Here is a 19,878-nt window from a genome sequence, read left to right as displayed (position 1 = left end):
ATCTATATGCATCCGAGGGTCTTTGCGCGCCGAAGCGCCTCATGAAAATGCGCTCCAGATTCAGCCACCTGTTCCCACGACAGCAACCACGGGTTTGCTGATTCATAGTCCGCGCCACTATTCCCGTACCGGGCAACCAGCGTACCGGGCAAATCCCCCTGGGCGGCGTAGTACAGGTCGTAGTTGCCGTGGAAGCCGAGCACGATGCAGTCGCCGGATTGCCCTGCGTACCTGGCGCGCGGGAAAAAATCCGTTTCATAGGACAAATCAAGCTTGTCCGGCGTATCCCCAAGCTTGGCCTTGATCCCAGTGACCATAGCCCCATCAAATATCAACGAAAACTCGCCCCTTGCGTAGCGGTCTCGGAAGTACGTTCTGGCAATATCCCTGACTTCGGCCAGGGTCGAATTCCTCACGGGCCGACCGAGTGCAAAATTATTGATAGAGGCGAGTATGTCAGCCTGCATTTCATCCATTGGTATTTCAGTCATTTCAATGCCTTATGCGTGAATCGCGAGCCGTTCAGGAAGCAGCGATGCGGCCTGTTCGGCGTCGTCGTTGTAGTAGGTGTCGCGCAGCAGCCGCAGGTCTTTTGTGCCGATGGCGTGAGACAGGGCCAGCACGTCGAGGAACTTAGAAAGGCGGGTAGCGGCCTCATGCTTGGTGTCGTGGTAGTGCAGGTTCTCGATAGAGGTCTTGTCGCGCGCCTTGCGCCAGTTCGCGTCGCGCTGCCTGTCGTTGAGGCCAACTATATATGGCGGGTACGAAAACCCAAGTTCCGGGCGGGGCTTTTGATCCGCCGGCATGGTTTTCAGAAGCAGGTCTAGCAGCTCGATTGCCCTGGCCGTCAGGGGAACGTTGCGCGCTGCCGTGGTGGTGTTCCTGCCGCTTCTGGCCCCCTTTCTTCCGCCTTTTTCAATGGCCCGGACGTGGACGGTGCGCTTCTTCTTTTGGTAGTCCTCAGGCCTAAGCCGCAGTATCTCGCCCGAGCGCATTCCCGTTTCAAGGGCGAGCAAAAATGTTGCCCCAACCCGGGCCGTGATGGTTTCAAGCTTCGGATCTGCATCAACCCCGGTCGTGATTCGGATTTCCTTGATCTGATCTGCCGTGAGAAGCGGTTTATTGCGCCGGCTGGGGTTGTCTTCCGGGCGGTTCGCCCCGTGACAGGGATTCTCTTTTATCCACTTGCGCGTCTTGATGGCGTAGGCGAAAGCGCCGCTCATGAGGTTCAGTTCGCGGTTCACTGTAGAGCCAGATATTGGCTCTCCGGTTTGCTCGTTCGGAATATCCAGCCGCCGGACAATCCATTCGTCAATGTCATGGGTAATGACCTCGGGCAGGGGCTTTTTGCACAATATCCTGTCTTCCAGCCACTTCATGATCCGAAGCTTGTTCCAGCGCCCGCCGTCTTCCTTTTCGGCTATGGGCATGTAGGCCTCGAAGAGGTCGCCGACCGTTATTGACTTGCTGGACGTGAGCGTGCCTATGAGCTTTTTCTTCTCCATTCCTTCCGCCCACGCCTGCGCTTCGCGCTTGGTGTCGAAAGTCTTGGTTTTTTTCCCTCCGCCTGGCAGGCGTACCACGGCGCGCGTCGATGATCCGCGCTGTTCATATGATGCCATTTTGACGGCCCCTGTAGTGATCTTGGGGACAAGTATAGGGGACAGCCTGGGGACATTCAAATATTCCACATAGGAAGATTTCTACCGTTTTCGGCTTATTGCGTCCCCAAGAATGACAGCCGTAAGAAACAGAAAACCCCTATAAATCAATCGCTTATAGGGGTTTCGCTGTTTTTGAAATGGTGCCCGGGGCCGGAATCGAACCGGCACGCCTTGCGGCGGGGGATTTTGAGAATGCCAAAATTTGAGATGATAAAACCCGCTGGAACCCGCTAAGCCGCGCCAGGCTTGGTTTTCCGGAGGGTCGGGTCAATTTAGCATTACGCTGTAGTTGGACGATTTAGGGTGAGTTTCGCTCTCTCTTGGCTCCTATTTGGTTCCTAGAAATCGTCATTTACAGGAGGCGTTATGGCTATTTTGAAGCTAACCAAAACCGTTGTGGAAACCGCTGCAGCGGCTGGCAAGGATTACGAACTGCGTGACACGCTCGTTCCTGGCTTTGTCTGCAAAGTCACCACCAAGGGCAAGAAGATATTTGCCCTTCAGTATCGCACAAATGCGGGTGAGCGTCGCAAGCCGACCATCGGCCGCTTTGGGGAGTTGACCGTTGACCAGGCGCGCGAAATTGCACGGGACTGGCTTGCCGATATTCGCAAGGGGCACGATCCCAGTGCGGCAAAAGTCGCGGCCCGCCGAGCGTTGACGGTCAAGGAATTGTGCAAGCAGTTTATCGAGGAGTATTCGACGCCTCGCAACAAGCCAAGCACGGTCCAGACCTACCAAGACCATATCAATCGCTACATCATTCCGACTTTGGGCCGCATCAAGGTGCCTGATCTGACACGCGCCGATGTGAGCGAGATGATGCGCGCCTATTCGCGCATCCCTTCCACGATCAACCGGGCTTTTGCATGCCTGCGCAAGATGCTTAACATGGCGGAGGTCTGGGGTTATCGTCCGGATGGCTCGAATCCTTGCCGTCATATACCGATGTACCCAGAGAAGGGGAAGACCCGCTTTATCACCGATGAGGAGCTGGTACGCATCTACGCATATCTGGATCGTGCGGATCAGGAGGGTCTGGAGCATCCGCTACTGACCTTGGGCATACGTCTGCAGTTCTCCTTCGCAGCACGTATGTCTGAGATCAGGCTGTTGGAATGGGCATGGGTAGACCTTGAAAATCGCCGCGTCGAGTGGCCGGACAGCAAGACGGGGAAAATTTCCAAACCCATGAGCGAAGATGCATATCAGCTTCTGTCCTCGGCGCCGCGCATTAAAGGATCGCCTTATGTCTGCCCGAGTGTCTTTCGTGGTGATCAGCCGATGTCCGAGGGCACCTATAAGAACGGGTGGGTGCGAATTCTCGAGCGTGCGGGGGTTCCCCATGTTGGCACGCACGGCATCCGACATCGAGCAGCTACCGACATCGCCAACTCAGGTGTGTCCGTCAAAATCGGGATGGCGTTGACGGCGCATAAAACAGCTGCCATGTTCATGCGGTACGTGCATGCTGAAGATAACCCTGTGCGGGAGGCCGCTGAGCGCGTGGCGCACTTGCGTAAGGAGCTGGTTGGAGCAAGTCTAGAGGGAGTTGCATCACAGATTGTGCCAGTCCCAACTGATCAGGCAAGAGAACGCACTAGCTTGGGGAAGTACCAACCTTATCGACATCGTCGGGTGCTGGACCGCGCGATTCCGCCCGGGACCAAGCACGCAGAAATGTCGAAGGAGGAGCAGTCATGACAGTTGCAAGAACTAAGACGGAAGAACAGTTGGTTGAGCGCTACGGTATCCTTTTATCTCTCGATGAACTGTCAGATGTTCTCAAACGTAGTCGGGATGGGGTGCGCGTAGCGATGTTAGGCAACTCGGAATTTGCTCGGATATGGGGGCCACTTAAGAGAAAGATTGGACGGCGTGTATATTTTCGTGCAAGCGATGTCGCCCGCCTGATTGACGAATGTGAGGAATGTTGACCCGTCAAGTTTTGGGTAGGAAGGCCTGCCAGCAAGGTGTCGGTGCAGTCCGTGGAGGGAGTACCCGCTTTATGAGGATCGATTGGCGGCGCTCTGCCTACACGATAGTGATCATTGCCATGAGCTGTCGGAAAAACATGCAAAATGGTATCCTACAAGATACTATGCTAAATGAAAGCTTCTCTGGCTATCAGCGATAGATCCGTTTGCGGGGTGGTTGGCTGGCGCCATCGCTTCTTCTGGGCGTACTAGGTACCCATTCAGGCTAAACTCGCGTAGATTACTTTGTGGCATTGTCAGTGTCCCGTTCGTTTATGCCAGAAGATGGCGAGATAAGTCAAATGTATAGAGACGCAATTATTCCAACGCTCTTAATATGTACCGTAGCAGCACTGGAGGCCGCGTAGTGGACACCACTACTTTCATCGCGGGCCAAGTTGCTAAAACGGGCTCGAAGCATAGGGCTGCTAATTCAAAGTTGGCAATAGAGCGGGACACCCACCCAGCCTTGCCGCAAGTCGTTAGTTTGTTTTCGGGGGCGGGAGGGCTGGACTGGGGCTTTCACCAGGAAGGTTTTCATGTCGCACTTGCTATAGATATTTCGGAAGCTGCAATACGGACTCACAAGAGGAACTTTCCAATGACACGCAGCGTTGCGGCTGATTTAATCCAGCTTCAGCCAGTTGGGACTCTTGAGCTTGTCCGTGAGTCTGTGCCTGTAGGTGCACGAATTGGCGTGATTGGTGGACCTCCTTGTCAAGGCTTTTCAAGAGCGAACACGGCTTCTTCTGCTGATGACCCGCGAAATGAGCTGCCGAAACTATATCTCGATATTGTTGAAAGACTGCAGCAAGAATATACCGTTGAGTTTGTAGTTTTTGAGAATGTGCTTGGCATCCGGGATAGAAAGCATGCCGCAAAGTATAAGGAACTGGTCGAGGGGCTGAGAACCCTCGATTTTGATGTCACAGAAAAAGAATTGTGCTCCTTGGATTTCGGGGTGCCTCAGAACCGGCGTCGGATAATTCTTTCTGCTATGCGCGATGGACAAGGATATGCAGCTGTTCGGCCTGTCAGGAAAGCAGGAAAGAAAACGGTCCGGGAGGCGATAGAAGGGTTGCCCGCTCCTAAGTATTTTGATAGAAAATTGACTGCAGTGGATATCCCAGTCCACGCTAACCACTGGACGATGCGCCCCAAGTCATTGAAATTTTCGAACCCGGGGGCTTCATTTTCTGATGGGCGTAGCTTTAAGCGATTGGAGTGGGACCAGCCAAGCCCGACGGTGGCTTATGGGCATCGGGAAATTCATGTCCACCCGAACGGAACAAGACGCTTAAGTATTTATGAGGCCATGTTGCTGCAAGGGTTTCCTAAGAGCTTTGTGCTTGAGGGGAATCTTTCTGAGCAAGTGGAGCAAGTCTCTAATGCTGTTCCACCGCCGTTGGGAAAAAGTATCGCCAGCGCGGTTAAAAGAGCTCTAAAAGTCGGAAAGAACTGTAAAGCTGATGTCCTTGAGAATTGATGGTATATCTATCAATAATCAGACTCCTATAATCAATGGGCGTTTATCGTGGGTGGCCAACCATTTATGCCATTCATCGATATCATAATTGGATCCCTGAAGTAATTTTTGTGTTCCTGCTATCGCAGCTTCACGGAGATCATCCTCCTTCTCCAGAGCGTCATCAATATCGCAAAGCCTCATAGCTCGTTGAGCCACCCGGACCGCACGAGCGGGCTCTAAATTTGGTATGACGGCCGCGCCCCCGACGCTCGGAGGATATACGCGCGGCCCGTCCGGAATAATCCGGAAGGCTAAGGCAAGCATATCTGGTTCGTCCTTGTGAACGCGATAGGCGTAAACACTGGCCAACTCCACGTTGGCTGGTAAATTTGGTTGGCCAGAGAAAAACTGGAGCAAAAACTTGCCCAGGCCGACACTGTAGAGTTTGAGAAAGCGTGTGTCATGATTACGCCATGTGGTGTTAAGCTCAGTGGCGAGCTTTAATTCTTCGGCATCAAGGCATTCAGCCAATGCCGCCCCAAATCCACTCTGGGAAACTCCCAAGTTCTGGTTGATCGCACTTTGAAAGTTAATTCCGGGTTGTCCAAGTAGATCAGGATCGACCCGAGTTGTTAAAAATAGAAGCCATGGTTTCTGCGCTGGCATCTGATGACAAAGCAAAGCCTGCAGAGCGTCAAAAGTGCTGTGGTTTCGGCCAGCAGGGGCATATGCAAGATGATCACACGCGTCAATATTAATGACGTCGAAGGTTGCACGGGTTCGCAGCTGCGATGCGGCGTGCGAATGGTTCAACGCGATATCTTCCAGCCGATCCGGGTGAATGATTGCCTCCGAGGTAATGTGCCCTGCTTGGCGAAGGGCAGACTCGGTCATTACCCAGGGGGCGTTTCCCGTCGTGGTCGTGTCGGTATTGCCACTTTCCTCTTCTCCCACAGTTGCTGAATTGAATCCAAAATACTCAATTCTGACATTAAATGGCGTGCAGGCCTCTATGAGAACTTTGACATCGAGTAAATCCTGCCCGGGAAGAGTGAAATATCTTAATACCTGCGGAGGCCCTCCGGAAGATATCCTCTCGCGTATAAGCCTTTCGGTTAGCGTGGCCCATTGGCGATCCCGGACAATCTGTTTCACGGGATGGTGCCACGGCGCAAAGTTACGTTTGCGCTCTGTGAAATGGATCAGATCATTGGTGACAGGGTCCTGAGTACCATACACCGCTAGGATGTCTTCTTCCTGAACGTCGCCATCGCCATTTCCCGTATTGGTTTGATTATTGCCGGTCATTTACCAGGAGCTTCCAAGAAAATTTGAAGAATGGCCTGGACAAGCGCTTGTTGCTCCTCATAAGAACGGTCGTCAAGTGCACCGTAGGCGGCGAGAACACGCAACAAAGCTTGAGCCTTAATATCTCGATCCGAACGGTCAGGAGCCCGTGCCGACACAGACAATATTGGTATATCCGCGCGATTCAGAGCCATGTGCCCCTGGGATCGGGCAGACTCCGCATCATCGCTAGTTTCCGCGATGGTTATATCGGGAGGTAACTCGTCACCCTTCTTCTCCGACCAAACCCCTTCCGACTGCTGAGTAATGGTGTCCCGCTTCTCGTGTGCCGCCTGTTCGAGTTTTTCTGCGCGGGCTTTTTTTCCGAGATCCTTTGCTTTATTTGTAAGCTGCCTGATAGCGCGATGGAGCCAGAGGGCGACGAATTGAACATGCGGGTGGGAGAAATTGAAGGACTCACGATCTATATTTAGCGCCGCATCCAGACCCTTTGTGATGAAAAGCTCTGAAGTGATCTGACGAAGTCTGGTTTGTTCTGAGACTTGGTACTTGAAAAACGTCTGGTCAAAAAGTGCACCTGCAGCGCCTCGGATACGTATGAGAACACCATTGTTCTCCTTTGGAATTACCATGCCATTCCAAAGTAAATATCCTTCGAGCCCGAAGGACCCGCCCCGCAAGGCGGGATCTACCTTATCTAAATTGGGCGCATATCGCCCCACAAAAAGAACGAGCTTGCCGAATCCCCTGGATGTGGACCTGACAAAATTGAAACGGATGGGGCGCTTTAACTCCACTCCGTCAATGGTCACTTTGAACGATCCTGCTTTCGTTAACTTCCCGTCTTCCAATTCAGGATGTCCTGAAACCTGCTCACGAACGGCGTCGCGAACCGTCTTGGAGCCCGACAAGGTAAGCTCCATGGCCTGGCCTCTGGTTTCGTTTGATATCCAATACAGGCCTATGCCAGAGTCTTCGGTTAAGTCGAAAGGATGTTTGTCAACGTATCCTACCGGAACAGATAATGCGAGAGTCCAGAGCGTCTCTAGATACAGATCAAGTGTTTTGACAAGGTCGGGGCGTTCGGTTTTCTTAGACTCATTTTCAATAGCATCAATCAGCCGATTCATCCGCTGATCAGCGGGCACGTCGGAATCCCACGGCAATACTGGATCACGAGACAGGACCGCTGGCTGATCCTCCTTTTGTGAGAGATCGCCGATCCAGCCGACGTGGAATTTTGGTTCCACAACGCTGATGCTGGTTGCCGTATCCAGGTCGCCGGACTGTTCAGCTTCTTGCTTGTCATCAAGCGCGCGCCATCTATCCGCGCTGCGAAGCATGTCACGCACTCTGGGTTTGATGTCATCAAGAATGATATCTGTGCCGTGCGCGTCAGTGTCAGCGGAAAATTCACGTGTTATGAGTACATCACCACTAACATACTGGTCGTCATCATCGCGATCTGCATTGTCCCAATCATCTTCGGAGTATGCCCGCAAGCGGACTTCAGCTATAAGCCGATAATTGTTCCCTTGGACTTTGGTGATGATGCGAAAGCGCCGTGCCAATTGGCTTACGGAAAAAAGACCGATGCCAATCTTCCCAATTAACAAGCGCCCGCCAGGCGTGCGGTCAGAGTCCTCTGGAGATGTCACGCCGAGTTTTTTACCGTCATCTTGTCGTTTTGCGCTTCCACCGATGGAGTGGACAAGCCGGGATAACGTTTCGTATGACATTCCCATGCCATCGTCTCTTACGTAAATACGTGAAAAACGAGGAGCGTCTGTCAGGACCGTGACTTCATTGGCGTCGGCATCCCAGGCATTGGAAATTAGTTCACGCAGCGCTGACGATGGTTGGCGATAAATGCCGTCTGTCACACGTGCTATTACCCTATCGCTCGTCTTCAGTCGGGTATGGACAACGTGTCCTTCGTTTGACTCATCGCCAAGCCAGGTTTTCAACTCATCGGTTTCATCTATGAGGGGAATCTCTGCAGAACCCGCTCCGGAAGATGACTCAGGCGCAGAATTATCGTTGTTCATAGGCTTTGGGAAATTACTCTGGAGGAATGTTCATAGTAACCGGCCCTGTTTCAGCGCCCTCTTCGCCTCCGGGGACAACCAGCATGCGCATAAATACATGCGTTGGCCTACTGGGTCAGCTCGGAATCAAAATGTTAACAGAAGTTTCTGTTATTGGGCAAAGCACCACACCGACAAGAGAGCGCAGGGGGGATATCGAGTTGGTAAGGGCTTGCAGATAGTCTTTGGCACCACAGGATGACCTGACTTGGCGAGGGATTGGCCACACGTCGTCTGACTGTCTCCTGGGTAGGAATAGCCGTCGATAGCGTTGCGTGGTATCGTTTAGGATACCATTGCCAAAGTAACGGGCAAGCTGCTGGGAGTGGGGGTTTCGTTCAATGTAGGCTTGGCCGAGATGAATAACCCGGGCACTTTGGCGCTTGCGGAAACGGGGCTACCAAGGTACGCCCTGGATTAATCACGATTCAAGCAGTGGCTGCCAACGGTTGAGATTGGCGGCATGGCGCAAATATTGTTGCGATGAGTAACCCAGAGATATCGTGGAAGCCAAACTAGCCCATCTGCGTGATTCGTTGGACGAAGGCCTGCTATGAATGCAAAAGATAAAAGCTATGAACAAACTACCATCGCTGCTATGCGCGATCCAGAGGAGGCCGCTGCTTATTTGCAGTCGATAATTGAGCTGGACGATTCTGCCGCCTTGCTTTTAGCTCTGCGCCAAGTTGCCAAGGCGCATGGTATGGCGGAGGTTGCCCGCCGGGCAGGATTAGGCGAGAAGACTTTATTTCGTGCATTGTCTGACCGGGGAAATCCGACGCTTGCCACCGTGCATAAAGTGCTTCACGCAGTGGGGTTGCGACTTAACGTGTCAGCTATTTAGATATAGAAAGAGACGTCAGTGATGGAGGTAAAGACAACGGCGGAAGTCGCTATTTGAGCGTCATGACATCGGATTAACTGGCCGAGGCTTTGCCCATCCTCACCAAGGATGCTAGATTGCGGCGGACGCCTTTCTCCGTTAGTTCGGCCTCGCTAACGAGGGCTCCATTGATTCCCCCCACAAGCCACCGCGAAATACACTGCCACTGTACATATGTCCCGAAGAGGGGCGTTCCCAACAAAAGCAAAAAAGCTATTCCTTGTTTCGTTTGGTTTGCAGGAACTAATGGCTATTCCTTGCCGCTTGGACGTTTGCCCTACTTGCTGGGTGCGAGTCGATTAGAGCCATATATTTCTGCCAATGCAGGTTTTTGCGCATCTGCTGCCTATTGTGGTGCAGTGGACCCAGCTTGACGTTGGCACGAGCATGCGTTCGACATCTTTGGTGTTAACGACAGAGTATGATTGAGAACCTGGCTGATCGGCCAGCAGTAAAGTCTCCTAAGCTGCTCTTAATAGGTGGCGCAAGCGCCTGTTCACAAAAAGCGAGTGTGATTTCGATGACTGATACGATCAGCGTTTCAGAACGAAGCCGGGTCATGGCGTTAATCAAATCTAAGAACACTGGCCCGGAAATGTTGATTCGGCGACTTGTGCACGGTGCCGGCTACCGCTATCGCTTGCACGGAGCTAAGCTTCCGGGCAAGCCGGACCTGGTGTTTTCCGGCCGACGCAAGGTGATCTTTGTGCATGGGTGCTTTTGGCATTGGCACGCTCATTGCGTGTTGTCACGGATGCCGAAATCTAATGAGGATTTTTGGGCGGCCAAGCTGGAGGGGAACAGGGCTCGGGATTCTGCCAATTGCCGTCGGCTGCATGAAATGGGCTGGGACACGATGGTGATTTGGGAGTGCGAGCTACGGGATTTGAATGCGGTTTTGCAACGAATCACCCGTTTTCTTGACCCGCCGGCCCAGTCCCCGCTTATCCCTCAATAATCTCACCGTGAAGGTACGGTTTGTTCTCCTTATAGACAAGGACATAGCCGGGTAAGGCGGTGATTTGCCAGTTAGCTCCCAATGCTCCTTTTATTTGACGTAGCCACTCGCGAACCGTTTTGGTGGCTTCAGTGAGCACAATCTGACATGCCACCAAGTCTGCGTGTGCTCTTCGTGAGCGGCCCCCAGTGCTTTGGTATCGGATCGTATAAGTGAGTTCGGTCTTTAGGAACTTTAGAAAGTCCGCCGCAGTGATCGGAAAAGACTCAAAGTGATGAGTGATCGCTACATCCAGGTCAATAGGGTGGAGTTTGTCAAAGTGATGGTCTTTTAGATCCGATTGATCACGCTTTTGACCGGGATCGTTGGAACCGAAGCCACTGTTGTTCCATGCTGGGTGAGGGCCGTCCGCGCGATAGTGTTTGAGGAGCATGTCCTCCAAATCCATTGCGGTAAATACATAAACCCTGATGGCCTTAAAAGTCACGGTCCCGGGTGGCAGGTTGCGCCGCGATTGGACTTTGCGCGCATGGCGCAGCAGCCGTTTCTTCAAGCCCGCACCAGCGTCAGTCTTCCCGATGTAGACTAGCTCATTGTTGAAAAATAGCTGATAAACTCCCTGGGCCTCGGGTACGCCTTGCACGGTTTCGTCATTCAACGCGCCGGGCGTCATCTTCGAAAAGAGCAACACCAGACGCTCCAGCAGAGCGGACGGCAGATCGAACTCGAAATCCTCGAAGTAACTCATCGGCGAACAGCTTGGTGATGGGGTGTCGCGTCAGCCACGGAGCAGCTAGGCGTCATGCTCCCTCGGCCTCGATGAATTGGCCCGACAAACAGGCGGGTGGCGTCCGCAGATAGGTGGCTGCGTCCTGTCCGATTTGGGCCTGCGTCTCGGGGCGCTCCGCCAGGTTCATGGCCCAGGAACGGCCGGGATGCAGAACGTCCCAGCGTGGCCGCATGCCGGCGTGCCTACCCTTGCCGGGATTGTGGTTGCCGAAGCCGTCAATGAGGGAGTTCCAGACGGGGGTGAAGCGCGCAATGATAAGCGATTCGCCCAAAGGTATCCAGATATCGTCCACCACCAAGAAGCGGCAATGAAAGTCCTTGATGTCCAGGTTCTCGGCGGCCTTGACGCTGTCGGCGTGTTCCTTCAATCGTTTATGCAGGACTTTGCCGGCGGCCAGTTCCAGGCCGGCGCCCATGCGTGCGCCGGCCGGCACCGCCTTGCCGACGTAGATCGGCCAAAGAAACTTGTCGTTCTGGTTGAGCCGCGCCAGGGGTTGATAGGCCTCGAAGTCGCCGGTGTAGTAGATGGCGTAGATTCCCGCGCCCTCGAAGGAGGCAACCTCGCCCAGCGGATGTATCTCCTTGGTGAGCAGCGCCTCGGCGACGCTTGCGCCCAGGTTCTTCTTGTCCAGCGGATTGAATGGAATTACCTTGGCTGTCACGCGCTCATCCTTCGATTATTTTTTTGTATTTTTTCAAGGGTCCGCAACTCGGCCAGCGCCAGTTGCTCCGCAACGCTGGAGGCCACGCGCTGCGCGAGCAGGACCGGAACGGCGTTGCCCAACTGGCGCATGGTCTCGGTCCAACTGCCGTGAAAGCGGAATCCGTCGGGGAACGTCTGGATGCGGGCGCTTTCACGCACCGTGAAGTACCGGACCATGCCATCGTCGCCAACCAGCATGTTCTCGCCGCCGGGCACCCCATGATCGCCGGCCTTCAACGTCTTGGCTGGCAGGTCCAAGGGGCTGCCGGTGTGGCCGGGGTAGCTGCGCGCACCCGCCTGGAACACATGATTGGGCACCCGCGCCGCCGCGCGAGAGCGCGGGTCGGGCAATCCCTGGATGGCGTCCCGGACCGTGCGCCAGGCGAGCGTGTCAAAAAGCACTGTCTGGCGCAGCTTGGCCACCCGGTTTGCCAGTTTTTGGGGAACGGGCGGCATGCGCATGCCGTGCCGCTTCCAGTAGGCGCCGGTTATCCATTGGTCGCGCAGCAGCGCGTCATAGCTGTGTGTGGGCGCCGGAAAGGCCCATTCAATGCCCAGATCGTCCCGAAAGCCGATGATGAAGACCCGCTCGCGTTTCTGGGGGACGCCGTAATCGGCCGCGTTGACCAGCGTGGGCACCACGTTGTAGGTGAGTCCACGGCCCTTGCGCCTGCCCGACGTTTTTTCAATCTGGAGGCGGGCGAGGTGCTCGGACCAGTCCTCGTTTTTCAGCGGGGGAACCTCGGGGAACTCCAGTTGGAGCTGAATGTAGCTGAAGTAATTGGCGAAGGAGACGCGCGTCAGCCCCTTGACGTTCTCGACGATGAAGGCCTTGGGTTTGAGTTGCCGGATGATCTCCACCGTCGCCGGGAACATGTCGCGGTTGTCGGCATGGGCCTTGTGCTTGCCGCCGATGGAAAAGGGCTGGCACGGGGGGCCGCCGGCCAGCAGGTCAATGCCCGGTGGAACGGAGCTCCAATCGAAGGTCCGCACGTCGCCCTCGTGCAGCACCCAGTTGGCCAGCAGGGGGTAACCGCGATTTTGATTCTCGCGCACGGTGTCGCAGGCCCATTTGTCCCATTCGACCACTGCGAGATGGTTGAAACCCGCGATTTCGCAGCCCATGGCCAGCCCGCCCGCGCCAGCGAATAGCTCCACCGATTTCATACCGCGCCCTCCCATCACCAAAATACTGTATATAAAAACAGTATTCTATCAAATCCCTCGCCGCCGAAACACACTTGTTTCCCTTCGGCGCACCCGTATCAACCCGATAGTATAGTCAGGCCCGGGGCAAATCCATCCAAAAGCTTCAAATGACCTCCGCGCGGGCCGGCAGGCGAGGCTGCTGAATCAGTATCGGCGGCGATTGATTGACCACCAATCCCACTCGTCGCCGTTTGGCGGGTCGTGCGTGAACGAATCACCGGACGGTGGATCGAGATCGATTAGGCCGGATAGATCGCTTTGGAGCGGGTCGAGCTTATCGATTTGCTCGTCAACCCATCGCAGCCAGGTGTCCGCCTTCTCCCGCTGTGGCGGGGAGAGCTCGTCCAACCGGGCCGAGACCGCCGTTTGGAACGCGCGCAGACGTTGCGCCCGCTCCCATTGCCCGGCGGCCCGGACAAGCCGCGCGCGCAGGCGACGCTGGTGCGCCACGCGTCGCTCCTCCTCGCGTCGGCGGGCGGCACGCTCCTCCTCGGCTTTTCGTCGGCGCTCGCACTCCTCGCGATGGGCCTTGATGGCCGCGGCGGCGGGCGCCAGACCGGCAAGAACCTCATGCAGCTTGTTATCAAGCGAGCCGTGCTCGGTGTCGTTCCAGTTTTTTCTGACCGAACCGGTGAGCCAGGGGCCGTCTATGCCGAGGGTCAGGATTCCGGTCGGACGCCATTCGAATTGTTTTCTCAAGGCGAACAAAGCGTCCAGATCTGGCTCCCATGGGCGGGGCCCGCGCGCTCGGGTGGGCCGGGAAGGCGGCGGTAGCTCGTGGCGTTTTAGTTTTTCATGGAGTTGGATGTGCAGGGTCTCGCCGTCCACCTCCACATCCGTCGGGCCATTCTCCGTGATCCGCCACACATGTCTTCTGGTCTCCGAGGCCTTGATCAGCGCGTCCATGAGCCGCGCGGCCCGGTCGAGCGAACCCGGCGAGACCCTGATGTCCAGCGCGCGTCCCGAAGGCGGTGATAGATGTCCCTGGTCGCTTTTGGCCCTGCCCACCGCCTTTAAGGTTTGCGCGACGAGCGGGTGTGGCGAGTCGAGACGGGTCGGCACGATGATCGGCTCGCCCTTCTCCGGCTTGAGCTTGCGTTGATTGTGGGGGTCGTTGGTCGAGGCGAGCTGGAAGCGGATGACTTCGTAGTATTCGTCCTTCAGCTTGGGTAGCGGCGGCCTGCGGGGACGGTCGCGCTCGGCCTTGGCCCAGTATCCCCGTCCGGGAAGAGGGATGCCCGCCCGGCGGCAGGATTTGGCCAAGGCGACGTCGGAGACGCCGATGGTCTCGGCCAACCGTGTGAGCGGGGTTTCCCAGACCATGTCATACAGCTCCCGTCGAGGAAAAGTGGTGGTCTTATGCATAAGCCTCCAGTCGGTGGACGGTTATGATGATCGCGTATGCCCTAGTTTATATGCCGCGTGGCATGCGGAAGACGGGATCGGCATCCATGGGCAACGGGAGTGCCTATCTAATTAATCGAATCGGGAGTGGGCAATGCTGGGAACCATTGAATTGACGGCTGAGGAAGCGGCACTGCTGCGGGACATCAACTTTAGCTGGCGCTTACATGACGAATTGCGTCTGGCTTGTGAGCGGGCCGGGGAGCTGACGCCAATGTTGCTGCGGCGCGAGGCCATCCCCGCGAACCGTCTTCGCTATTTTGACGATCCCGAGTACAACGGCGGGAAAAAATCGAGGATGGAGGTCTTCATCGGCAATGGCACGTCGGGCGCCGAGATATTTAGCCACGGGAATTTCCTGAGGCATCTTCGCTACTTCATCCATGGGGCCGATCTGCCCGATCAAGTCAAGGCGGAGATGGCGGAAGCGGTCGGGGAGCCGGCCCACTTTTACAGCGGCGAGCTGGAGCCCATCACGCGGATGGCGCGCCGGCTTGCGCGCTCAACGGGCAGGGGTTCGGCCTGCGCGGACGATTTTTTCCAGTTGATGAGCGATATAGGAGTTGGCCCGCATCATGCGGAGTCGATACGGAAAACGGTGAAAACAGTTCGGTGATGCCAGGCAACGGCTTGGGGCACTACAGATAAGGTGTCGAGTCGCCGGCTGGATACTTCCTGCCGTTGGCTTGAATCTTGTGTGTGACCGCCTCGTTGAGATCGACGCCCAACACGCTGCATAGCCGCACGAGATACAACACCACATCGACTAGCTCATCGCGAACGGCCCTGGAGGTGGCGAACACTGCCTGTTGGTTAATTGATGATGTTGGCGCAGGGGCGCATGACGTCAAGTCGAAGCTGATCGGTCTTGAAGACAAAGGCGTGGGGATGATTAGAGGTTATTCAAGGGATAGAGTTTTCCCGTATTTCTAGGGAATCTCCAATAAAATCTCGTGATCCTCCAACCATCCGCTGTCAACGACATGAGCCCGCACGGCGGCGGGATCCGTAGAGTATGCGATAAGGGCCAAGCTGGACTGCGCGCGACTGCATGTCACATAAAATAGCCGTCGTGTGCGATCAATGGAGGTTTCCCTCCCCTCCCGGACGTTTTTAATGTCGGCGGGTGTGGGCGCTTTGGCTCCTAGCAACTTGTCGTAACCAAACAAGAATCCGCGAGCCTCCTCGTCATCCATGAGCACCATGACACGCTCGAACTCCAGCCCCTTCACCCCTTGGTGGGTATCGTACGGCGCCTTATGCGCGACATAGGCGGCATATGGCGCAATCTCCGAGAACCCACAGTCAAGGAACGTGATGAGTGCTGCGATTTGATCACTGACGGGATCCGCCTGGTTGTCGTCGGGACTTGCCGCCGATTCAGCCAGTTTGGCGGCCAGGGCCGTCTTGAGCCCATCAGGCATTTCAAAGAGATCGGTTTTAGCGATGTTCTCGACGATCTCGGCGCAAGTGGGTTCGTCATCAGCCCAAAGACCCATTAGGCTGTCGATGGCGGCTTGAGCTGCGCGAAGTTGCGCCATGGGTTTGTCGTTGCTCTTGAGGCTGTCCTTGGTGAGCAACGGCGAGTTCTCTCGCATCAGCTTGGCGGTCGCGAACTTGTTGTTCTTTTGCTGTGCCATGACGAGTGGCAGGACGAGGTGTGTGAAAAAGCGGGTAGGCCCAAAGCTGCCGTCGAGAAAACCCGTCCTAAAATCGTCAACGGAAGCCAGTGCTTCGAACATCTGCATAAAGCCCATCCTTCGGGCCGCCATGTGATGCTCAAGGGTCAGGATTTTGCATTTACTGACATCGGACCAGTCCGGGTCGCCGGTCACTCCCATCATATGGCCCCGGATTCGCTGCTCAAGCGCGGGCTTGTCCGGCGTATCGATTGGAAAAATGAACAGCCGCGCCCAGCCCTCGGGACTATCGTCGCGTGGTTCCTGCGCATGGTCATCCGCGCCGGCGCGAATTTGATTGATGAGTCGAACAACACGGCGTGGGCAGCGGTGGTTAAGCCTCTTCTCAGGCGTCGCCCAGTCTTGCGGTATGTCTGTTTCTATCCGCTCCTTGCCGTCTGGGTAAATGCGCTGCATCGTGTCGCCGATCAGGCCAAGGCAGAAGCGATCCGCATGCGTCTTTTGCACCGCGAGTAGGGCATCGATCAGCGCGCGGCTAGTGTCCTGACTTTCGTCAATCAATAGAAATGGAAACTTTTCAACGAACATGCGCTGCATGAGTGGCTTCGTTAGCAGGAACGTCGAGAATATTTTAATAACTTCGCTGTGATTCAACGAATTACGTTCTCGGTTGTCGCCATTGGGGTTGTATGTGAAGGTTCTGATGTCGGCGAGCCTGTCCAACCGGCGGTGCTTGGAATCGATTTGGACCTGGCGAGCCGCCGAGGCCTTGGTGCCCGCTCGACCCTTTGCCTCTTCCGCTCGAAGATCGGTGATCTCTTGCTGTAGGTTTTCTCTTAGCCAATCGCGTATGTCGGAATTGAACCCCTGGAATTGCGACCAAGCGAAACTGTGGATGGTGCGCACAACGAATAACGGGTCATACTCCGTCCGGCGGATGATCTCGTCGCAAGCGGCGTTGGTGTAGGTGATGACGGCGACTTTGCGGCCGCGCAGATGGAGAGTGTCGCGATACGTGTTCGCCACGTGGTTCAGCGCATTCACCAGCGAGCGTGTTTTTCCCGATCCGGCGCCGGCAAAGAGAAAGAAGCTGGTTGGTTTCTCCAAGTTCAGGAATTCAGCCAGCTCACATTCAACATGATCGTCAAGCGTGATATTCGATGCCGTCATAGAATCGTTCACGCCACGGCCTCCACGGGCATGTCCCTCTCCGGTTGACCGTCATCGTTTCCGGCGGACTGGACGAGGCCAAGCTCGGACTGCTTTTGTTCAAGCTGGTCGGCCAACCAGACCAGTCCGTCCTTGATATAGTTTGGCGGCCTTAGGGAAAGCGGGTTCTCAATTTCGAGCAAATCCAATGCGAACTCGGCTTTGCCACCTCCCTGGAGAGCCGCCTTGAGCGCTTCGCTCAAGGCGGCCAAATTGGCGCTATCTGCAATGGCGGTGCGAAATTTGGCGATTAGCCCGGTTCCAGCCATGGTTGCGAACAAGTCCAGGTTCGCCATCACTATCGCGTCTTCGAGGGTGTAGGAGAGCGCTTCGGCGGCTTCCCCTTTGAACGTCGCCTGGATGGGCGACTGGTAGGCAACACGCACCGAGAAATTCTCATCCGCATAGGTTTTGACCTTTTCGTTCTCGGGTTTGTCGAGCAGTGGATCAAGTTCATTGATGAGGGGCCACCACGTTCGCAGAGTGGCGTTGCGAGTTGTATAGTTCGCCCCTCTGACCGGAGGGGCGCTGGCTCCTTCGGCATTGCACGAGTCGATGTCGGTGATGACTAGTGTGGTGAGGCCAATTTTCTCGACCAGGCTGCGCAGCTTGTGCGCGTGGCTACCTCCAATCTCAAGCCAGGTGATGTAGCTTTCCGAGAGCTTTTGGAATTCCGCATGACTGTTTACAAAATTGGGTATGAGAATACGTTCGGCCGGCCCTTCTATTAGGACCGCAGCGTCGGCGAAGAACAGGTCACAATGCGTGACACGCAGGTAGCGCGTCACGAAGCGCTTGGTGTCCAGATCTGCGCCGAACGCGTTTTCGAGATTGACGACGCAGGAGGTTGGAATAGCCTTGTCGCCACCCGGCAGGCGCCGGAAATAACGGAGGGAATCAAACTCACACTCATGCGCGATGTGGCTGGAGTGGGTGCTGACCACCATTTGGGTCACAAAGTTTGGACCGTTTCCGAGATTGGGGTGGTTGCGTAGAATTTTATGGGCCTGCCGAATGAAGACCTGCTGAACTTGAGTGTGAAGATGCACCTCTGGCTCTTCGATGAGAACCAAATGCAAAGGGGGGATGATGGTGTCATCGGAAGCTTTATGTTTCGCTTTGCCAACACGCATCCAACTGTCACGAAAGGCCATGAGGCGGAACACCATGGAGATGAGGTTCTGGTAACCCAACCCGTTGGAATCCTCGGGTAAATATAGGTTCGCGGTATTGCCGCCGTCACGTATGGGGACAATAAATTGCACGGCGGCGTCGTGGTTTAATCCTTCGACGGGGCGCAGCCGCGTCGAGATGTTCAATTTCGGGTCGGTGACACCTGGATACCCAAGTTTGTGCATCTCCATGAGCGGTCCCTTGAAGCCGTCGCTAAGCCGCAAATTGAAGGCTTGCTGGGCCTCTTCAATCGCCTTCAGAGCAAGAAGATCCTGCGCATCCGGATTCTCGTAAGGGTCGAGGTGGCGGGTGTAGTATTGCCGGAGTTGAACAGATAGTTTTCTCGACCCGCTTCTGCCGGCGGTGATGTCGTCGCTTTCGTCGTCGCGTTCTCCCTCCATGCCAAAACCGCGTTGAGCGCTGATCTCGTCGATACGGATAAGGCCATAGAACGGGTCACCGTCGATGGGCTCGCTTCCGTCCAGTGCTTGTGGCCTGGCTCTGCCGTGCTCAGGGGCGACACAGGCGGCCGGGTCGAGAATGTAGGCCCTGACAGTAAAAAGCGTCTTTAATCTACGCTGTAGAAAATCAATGAGGTTTTGAGGCCAGATCGCAACTTGAAACTCATCGACCGCTTTGCCTTGTTCGGCGGCGAGCGCGGCCCCCGCCGCTTGCAATGCCACGGCTTGGGCACGCGCATTCAGATATTCCTGTTGCAGCTGTTCCGCGTCCCTGGGCTCCAGGCGCATCCTCACGCCCAGCCGTCCGCCGTCCCAGTCCAGGGTGGGCAGGATTTTCTGCACGTAGTGCACTTCATTCACGGCAACCTGGAGCCACACGTCAAGCAGCGGTAATACCGGATCCCAGTTCGGCGCTGGCAATACCTCATTATTGGTATGCGCCTCTTCCCACGTGGTGCCCATGGCATTGATGATCGGCCAATGAGCAAGGGTGAGGTCATTAAGGCAGAACCTGGAGTGCCCGCGGTCCACGAGAAAATAACGCAACGCGGTGATCGCCGACGTCTTGCCGCTGTTATTTGCTCCGACGAAGACGGTCTTGTTGGATGAAAGACCGACCCTTGTCGAAAGTAGTTTTCGAAAATTCGCTATCTCGACGAACTCAATTCGCATAAACGCCTCCAACACCGCGTATAAGATTGGATTTCAGAGACTTGCCCAGATCCAGCGAGGAGAGCCTCTTGTTGCCCGCAGTCGTGCATTGTTTTCTTTGAATGTATCAAAAATAAACAAATGTGTGGTGCAGGCCCATTCCATGCAGCGGAAGTGGGTTCTTGCGTCTTCGCTTTGCGAACCGCGCTGCTCCAGGTTCGCTAATCGCTCATCCCCGTGGGGACGGGCATGGCCCGCCTTGCATATCACTGACGCCTGGCGCGTGCCTTGGGCA

General features: G+C 55.5%; 17 protein-coding genes and 1 tRNA gene. 6 read left to right on the top strand and 12 right to left on the bottom strand.

Annotated elements, in window-relative coordinates; genetic code table 11:
- Positions 1-2: 2 nt before the first annotated feature.
- The 3 genes from C7440_RS08215 to C7440_RS19840 form a co-directional block, all read right to left on the bottom strand.
- Complete coding sequence (locus C7440_RS08215) at positions 3-491, bottom strand: hypothetical protein (protein WP_116518140.1); 489 nt, start codon at positions 489-491, stop codon at positions 3-5.
- A gap of 9 nt (positions 492-500) precedes the next feature.
- Positions 501-1,691 carry a tyrosine-type recombinase/integrase gene (locus C7440_RS08210; RefSeq protein ID WP_133244273.1) on the bottom strand — a complete coding sequence of 397 codons (1,191 nt, stop codon included), beginning with the start codon at positions 1,689-1,691 and terminating at the stop codon, positions 501-503.
- A 111-nt stretch (positions 1,692-1,802) separates the two neighbouring features.
- Positions 1,803-1,910 (bottom strand) — tRNA-OTHER (locus tag C7440_RS19840).
- A gap of 120 nt (positions 1,911-2,030) precedes the next feature.
- Here C7440_RS19840 and C7440_RS08205 point away from each other — a divergent pair.
- The 3 genes from C7440_RS08205 to C7440_RS08195 all read left to right on the top strand — a co-directional run bounded on the left by C7440_RS08205 (position 2,031) and on the right by C7440_RS08195 (position 5,126).
- On the top strand, positions 2,031-3,368 hold the full coding sequence (locus tag C7440_RS08205; protein ID WP_116518138.1) for a tyrosine-type recombinase/integrase: 1,338 nt from the start codon (positions 2,031-2,033) through the stop codon (positions 3,366-3,368).
- The gene (locus C7440_RS08200) at positions 3,365-3,601 is read left to right on the top strand and encodes a DNA-binding protein (RefSeq protein ID WP_116518137.1); all 237 of its coding nucleotides are present in this window, start codon (positions 3,365-3,367) and stop codon (positions 3,599-3,601) included. Before C7440_RS08205 ends, C7440_RS08200 begins: the two co-directional genes overlap by 4 nt.
- A gap of 406 nt (positions 3,602-4,007) precedes the next feature.
- Positions 4,008-5,126 carry a DNA cytosine methyltransferase gene (locus C7440_RS08195; protein WP_207775390.1) on the top strand — a complete coding sequence of 373 codons (1,119 nt, stop codon included), beginning with the start codon at positions 4,008-4,010 and terminating at the stop codon, positions 5,124-5,126.
- A gap of 18 nt (positions 5,127-5,144) precedes the next feature.
- Here the strand turns inward: C7440_RS08195 and C7440_RS08190 are convergent, their stop codons facing one another.
- Together C7440_RS08190 and C7440_RS08185 are read right to left on the bottom strand one after the other, a co-directional pair.
- Positions 5,145-6,416 carry a PP_RS20740 family protein gene (locus C7440_RS08190; protein WP_116518135.1) on the bottom strand — a complete coding sequence of 424 codons (1,272 nt, stop codon included), beginning with the start codon at positions 6,414-6,416 and terminating at the stop codon, positions 5,145-5,147.
- Entirely contained in the window at positions 6,413-8,464 is a 2,052-nt protein-coding gene (locus C7440_RS08185) for an ATP-binding protein (RefSeq protein ID WP_165832501.1), read from the bottom strand. The genes C7440_RS08190 and C7440_RS08185 overlap by 4 nt, the downstream gene beginning before the upstream one ends.
- A gap of 592 nt (positions 8,465-9,056) precedes the next feature.
- Here C7440_RS08185 and C7440_RS08180 point away from each other — a divergent pair.
- Both C7440_RS08180 and C7440_RS08175 read left to right on the top strand, forming a co-directional pair.
- Complete coding sequence (locus C7440_RS08180; RefSeq protein ID WP_116518134.1) at positions 9,057-9,347, top strand: addiction module antidote protein; 291 nt, start codon at positions 9,057-9,059, stop codon at positions 9,345-9,347.
- 460 nt (positions 9,348-9,807) lie between these two features.
- Positions 9,808-10,344: a very short patch repair endonuclease gene (locus tag C7440_RS08175; RefSeq protein ID WP_243410869.1), complete on the top strand. Its 537-nt coding sequence runs from the start codon at positions 9,808-9,810 to the stop codon at positions 10,342-10,344.
- On the opposite strand, the gene C7440_RS08170 is transcribed toward C7440_RS08175, so the two are convergent.
- The 4 genes from C7440_RS08170 to C7440_RS08155 all read right to left on the bottom strand — a co-directional run bounded on the left by C7440_RS08170 (position 10,331) and on the right by C7440_RS08155 (position 14,410).
- Positions 10,331-11,092, bottom strand: coding sequence for a GIY-YIG nuclease family protein (locus C7440_RS08170; RefSeq protein ID WP_116518132.1), 762 nt, complete (start codon positions 11,090-11,092; stop codon positions 10,331-10,333). The two genes, C7440_RS08175 and C7440_RS08170, sit on opposite strands and share 14 nt — an antisense overlap.
- Before the next feature lie 52 nt (positions 11,093-11,144).
- Positions 11,145-11,795 (bottom strand): Eco29kI family restriction endonuclease, encoded by a 651-nt coding sequence (locus tag C7440_RS08165; protein ID WP_116518131.1) that lies wholly within the window; start codon positions 11,793-11,795, stop codon positions 11,145-11,147.
- Entirely contained in the window at positions 11,792-13,003 is a 1,212-nt protein-coding gene (locus C7440_RS08160) for a DNA cytosine methyltransferase (RefSeq protein ID WP_116518130.1), read from the bottom strand. Before C7440_RS08160 ends, C7440_RS08165 begins: the two co-directional genes overlap by 4 nt.
- A 186-nt stretch (positions 13,004-13,189) precedes the next feature.
- Entirely contained in the window at positions 13,190-14,410 is a 1,221-nt protein-coding gene (locus C7440_RS08155) for a hypothetical protein (RefSeq protein WP_116518129.1), read from the bottom strand.
- 133 nt (positions 14,411-14,543) lie between these two features.
- Between C7440_RS08155 and C7440_RS08150 the strand changes: the two genes are divergently transcribed.
- On the top strand, positions 14,544-15,065 hold the full coding sequence (locus C7440_RS08150) for a hypothetical protein (protein WP_116518128.1): 522 nt from the start codon (positions 14,544-14,546) through the stop codon (positions 15,063-15,065).
- A 22-nt stretch (positions 15,066-15,087) separates the two neighbouring features.
- On the opposite strand, the gene C7440_RS20085 is transcribed toward C7440_RS08150, so the two are convergent.
- The 3 genes from C7440_RS20085 to C7440_RS08135 all read right to left on the bottom strand — a co-directional run bounded on the left by C7440_RS20085 (position 15,088) and on the right by C7440_RS08135 (position 19,604).
- A complete protein-coding gene (locus tag C7440_RS20085; protein WP_279305856.1) occupies positions 15,088-15,252 on the bottom strand; it encodes a MazG-like family protein in 165 nt (54 codons plus the stop codon).
- Between the two features lie 126 nt (positions 15,253-15,378).
- Entirely contained in the window at positions 15,379-17,271 is a 1,893-nt protein-coding gene (locus C7440_RS08140) for a UvrD-helicase domain-containing protein (RefSeq protein ID WP_207775389.1), read from the bottom strand.
- Positions 17,268-19,604: an AAA family ATPase gene (locus C7440_RS08135; RefSeq protein ID WP_116518126.1), complete on the bottom strand. Its 2,337-nt coding sequence runs from the start codon at positions 19,602-19,604 to the stop codon at positions 17,268-17,270. Before C7440_RS08135 ends, C7440_RS08140 begins: the two co-directional genes overlap by 4 nt.
- Positions 19,605-19,878: the final 274 nt, after the last annotated feature.

This window comes from Pusillimonas noertemannii (assembly GCF_003096595.1).
Classification (GTDB): domain Bacteria; phylum Pseudomonadota; class Gammaproteobacteria; order Burkholderiales; family Burkholderiaceae_B; genus Pusillimonas; species Pusillimonas noertemannii.
This window is presented reverse-complemented; position numbering and strand designations above follow the sequence as displayed.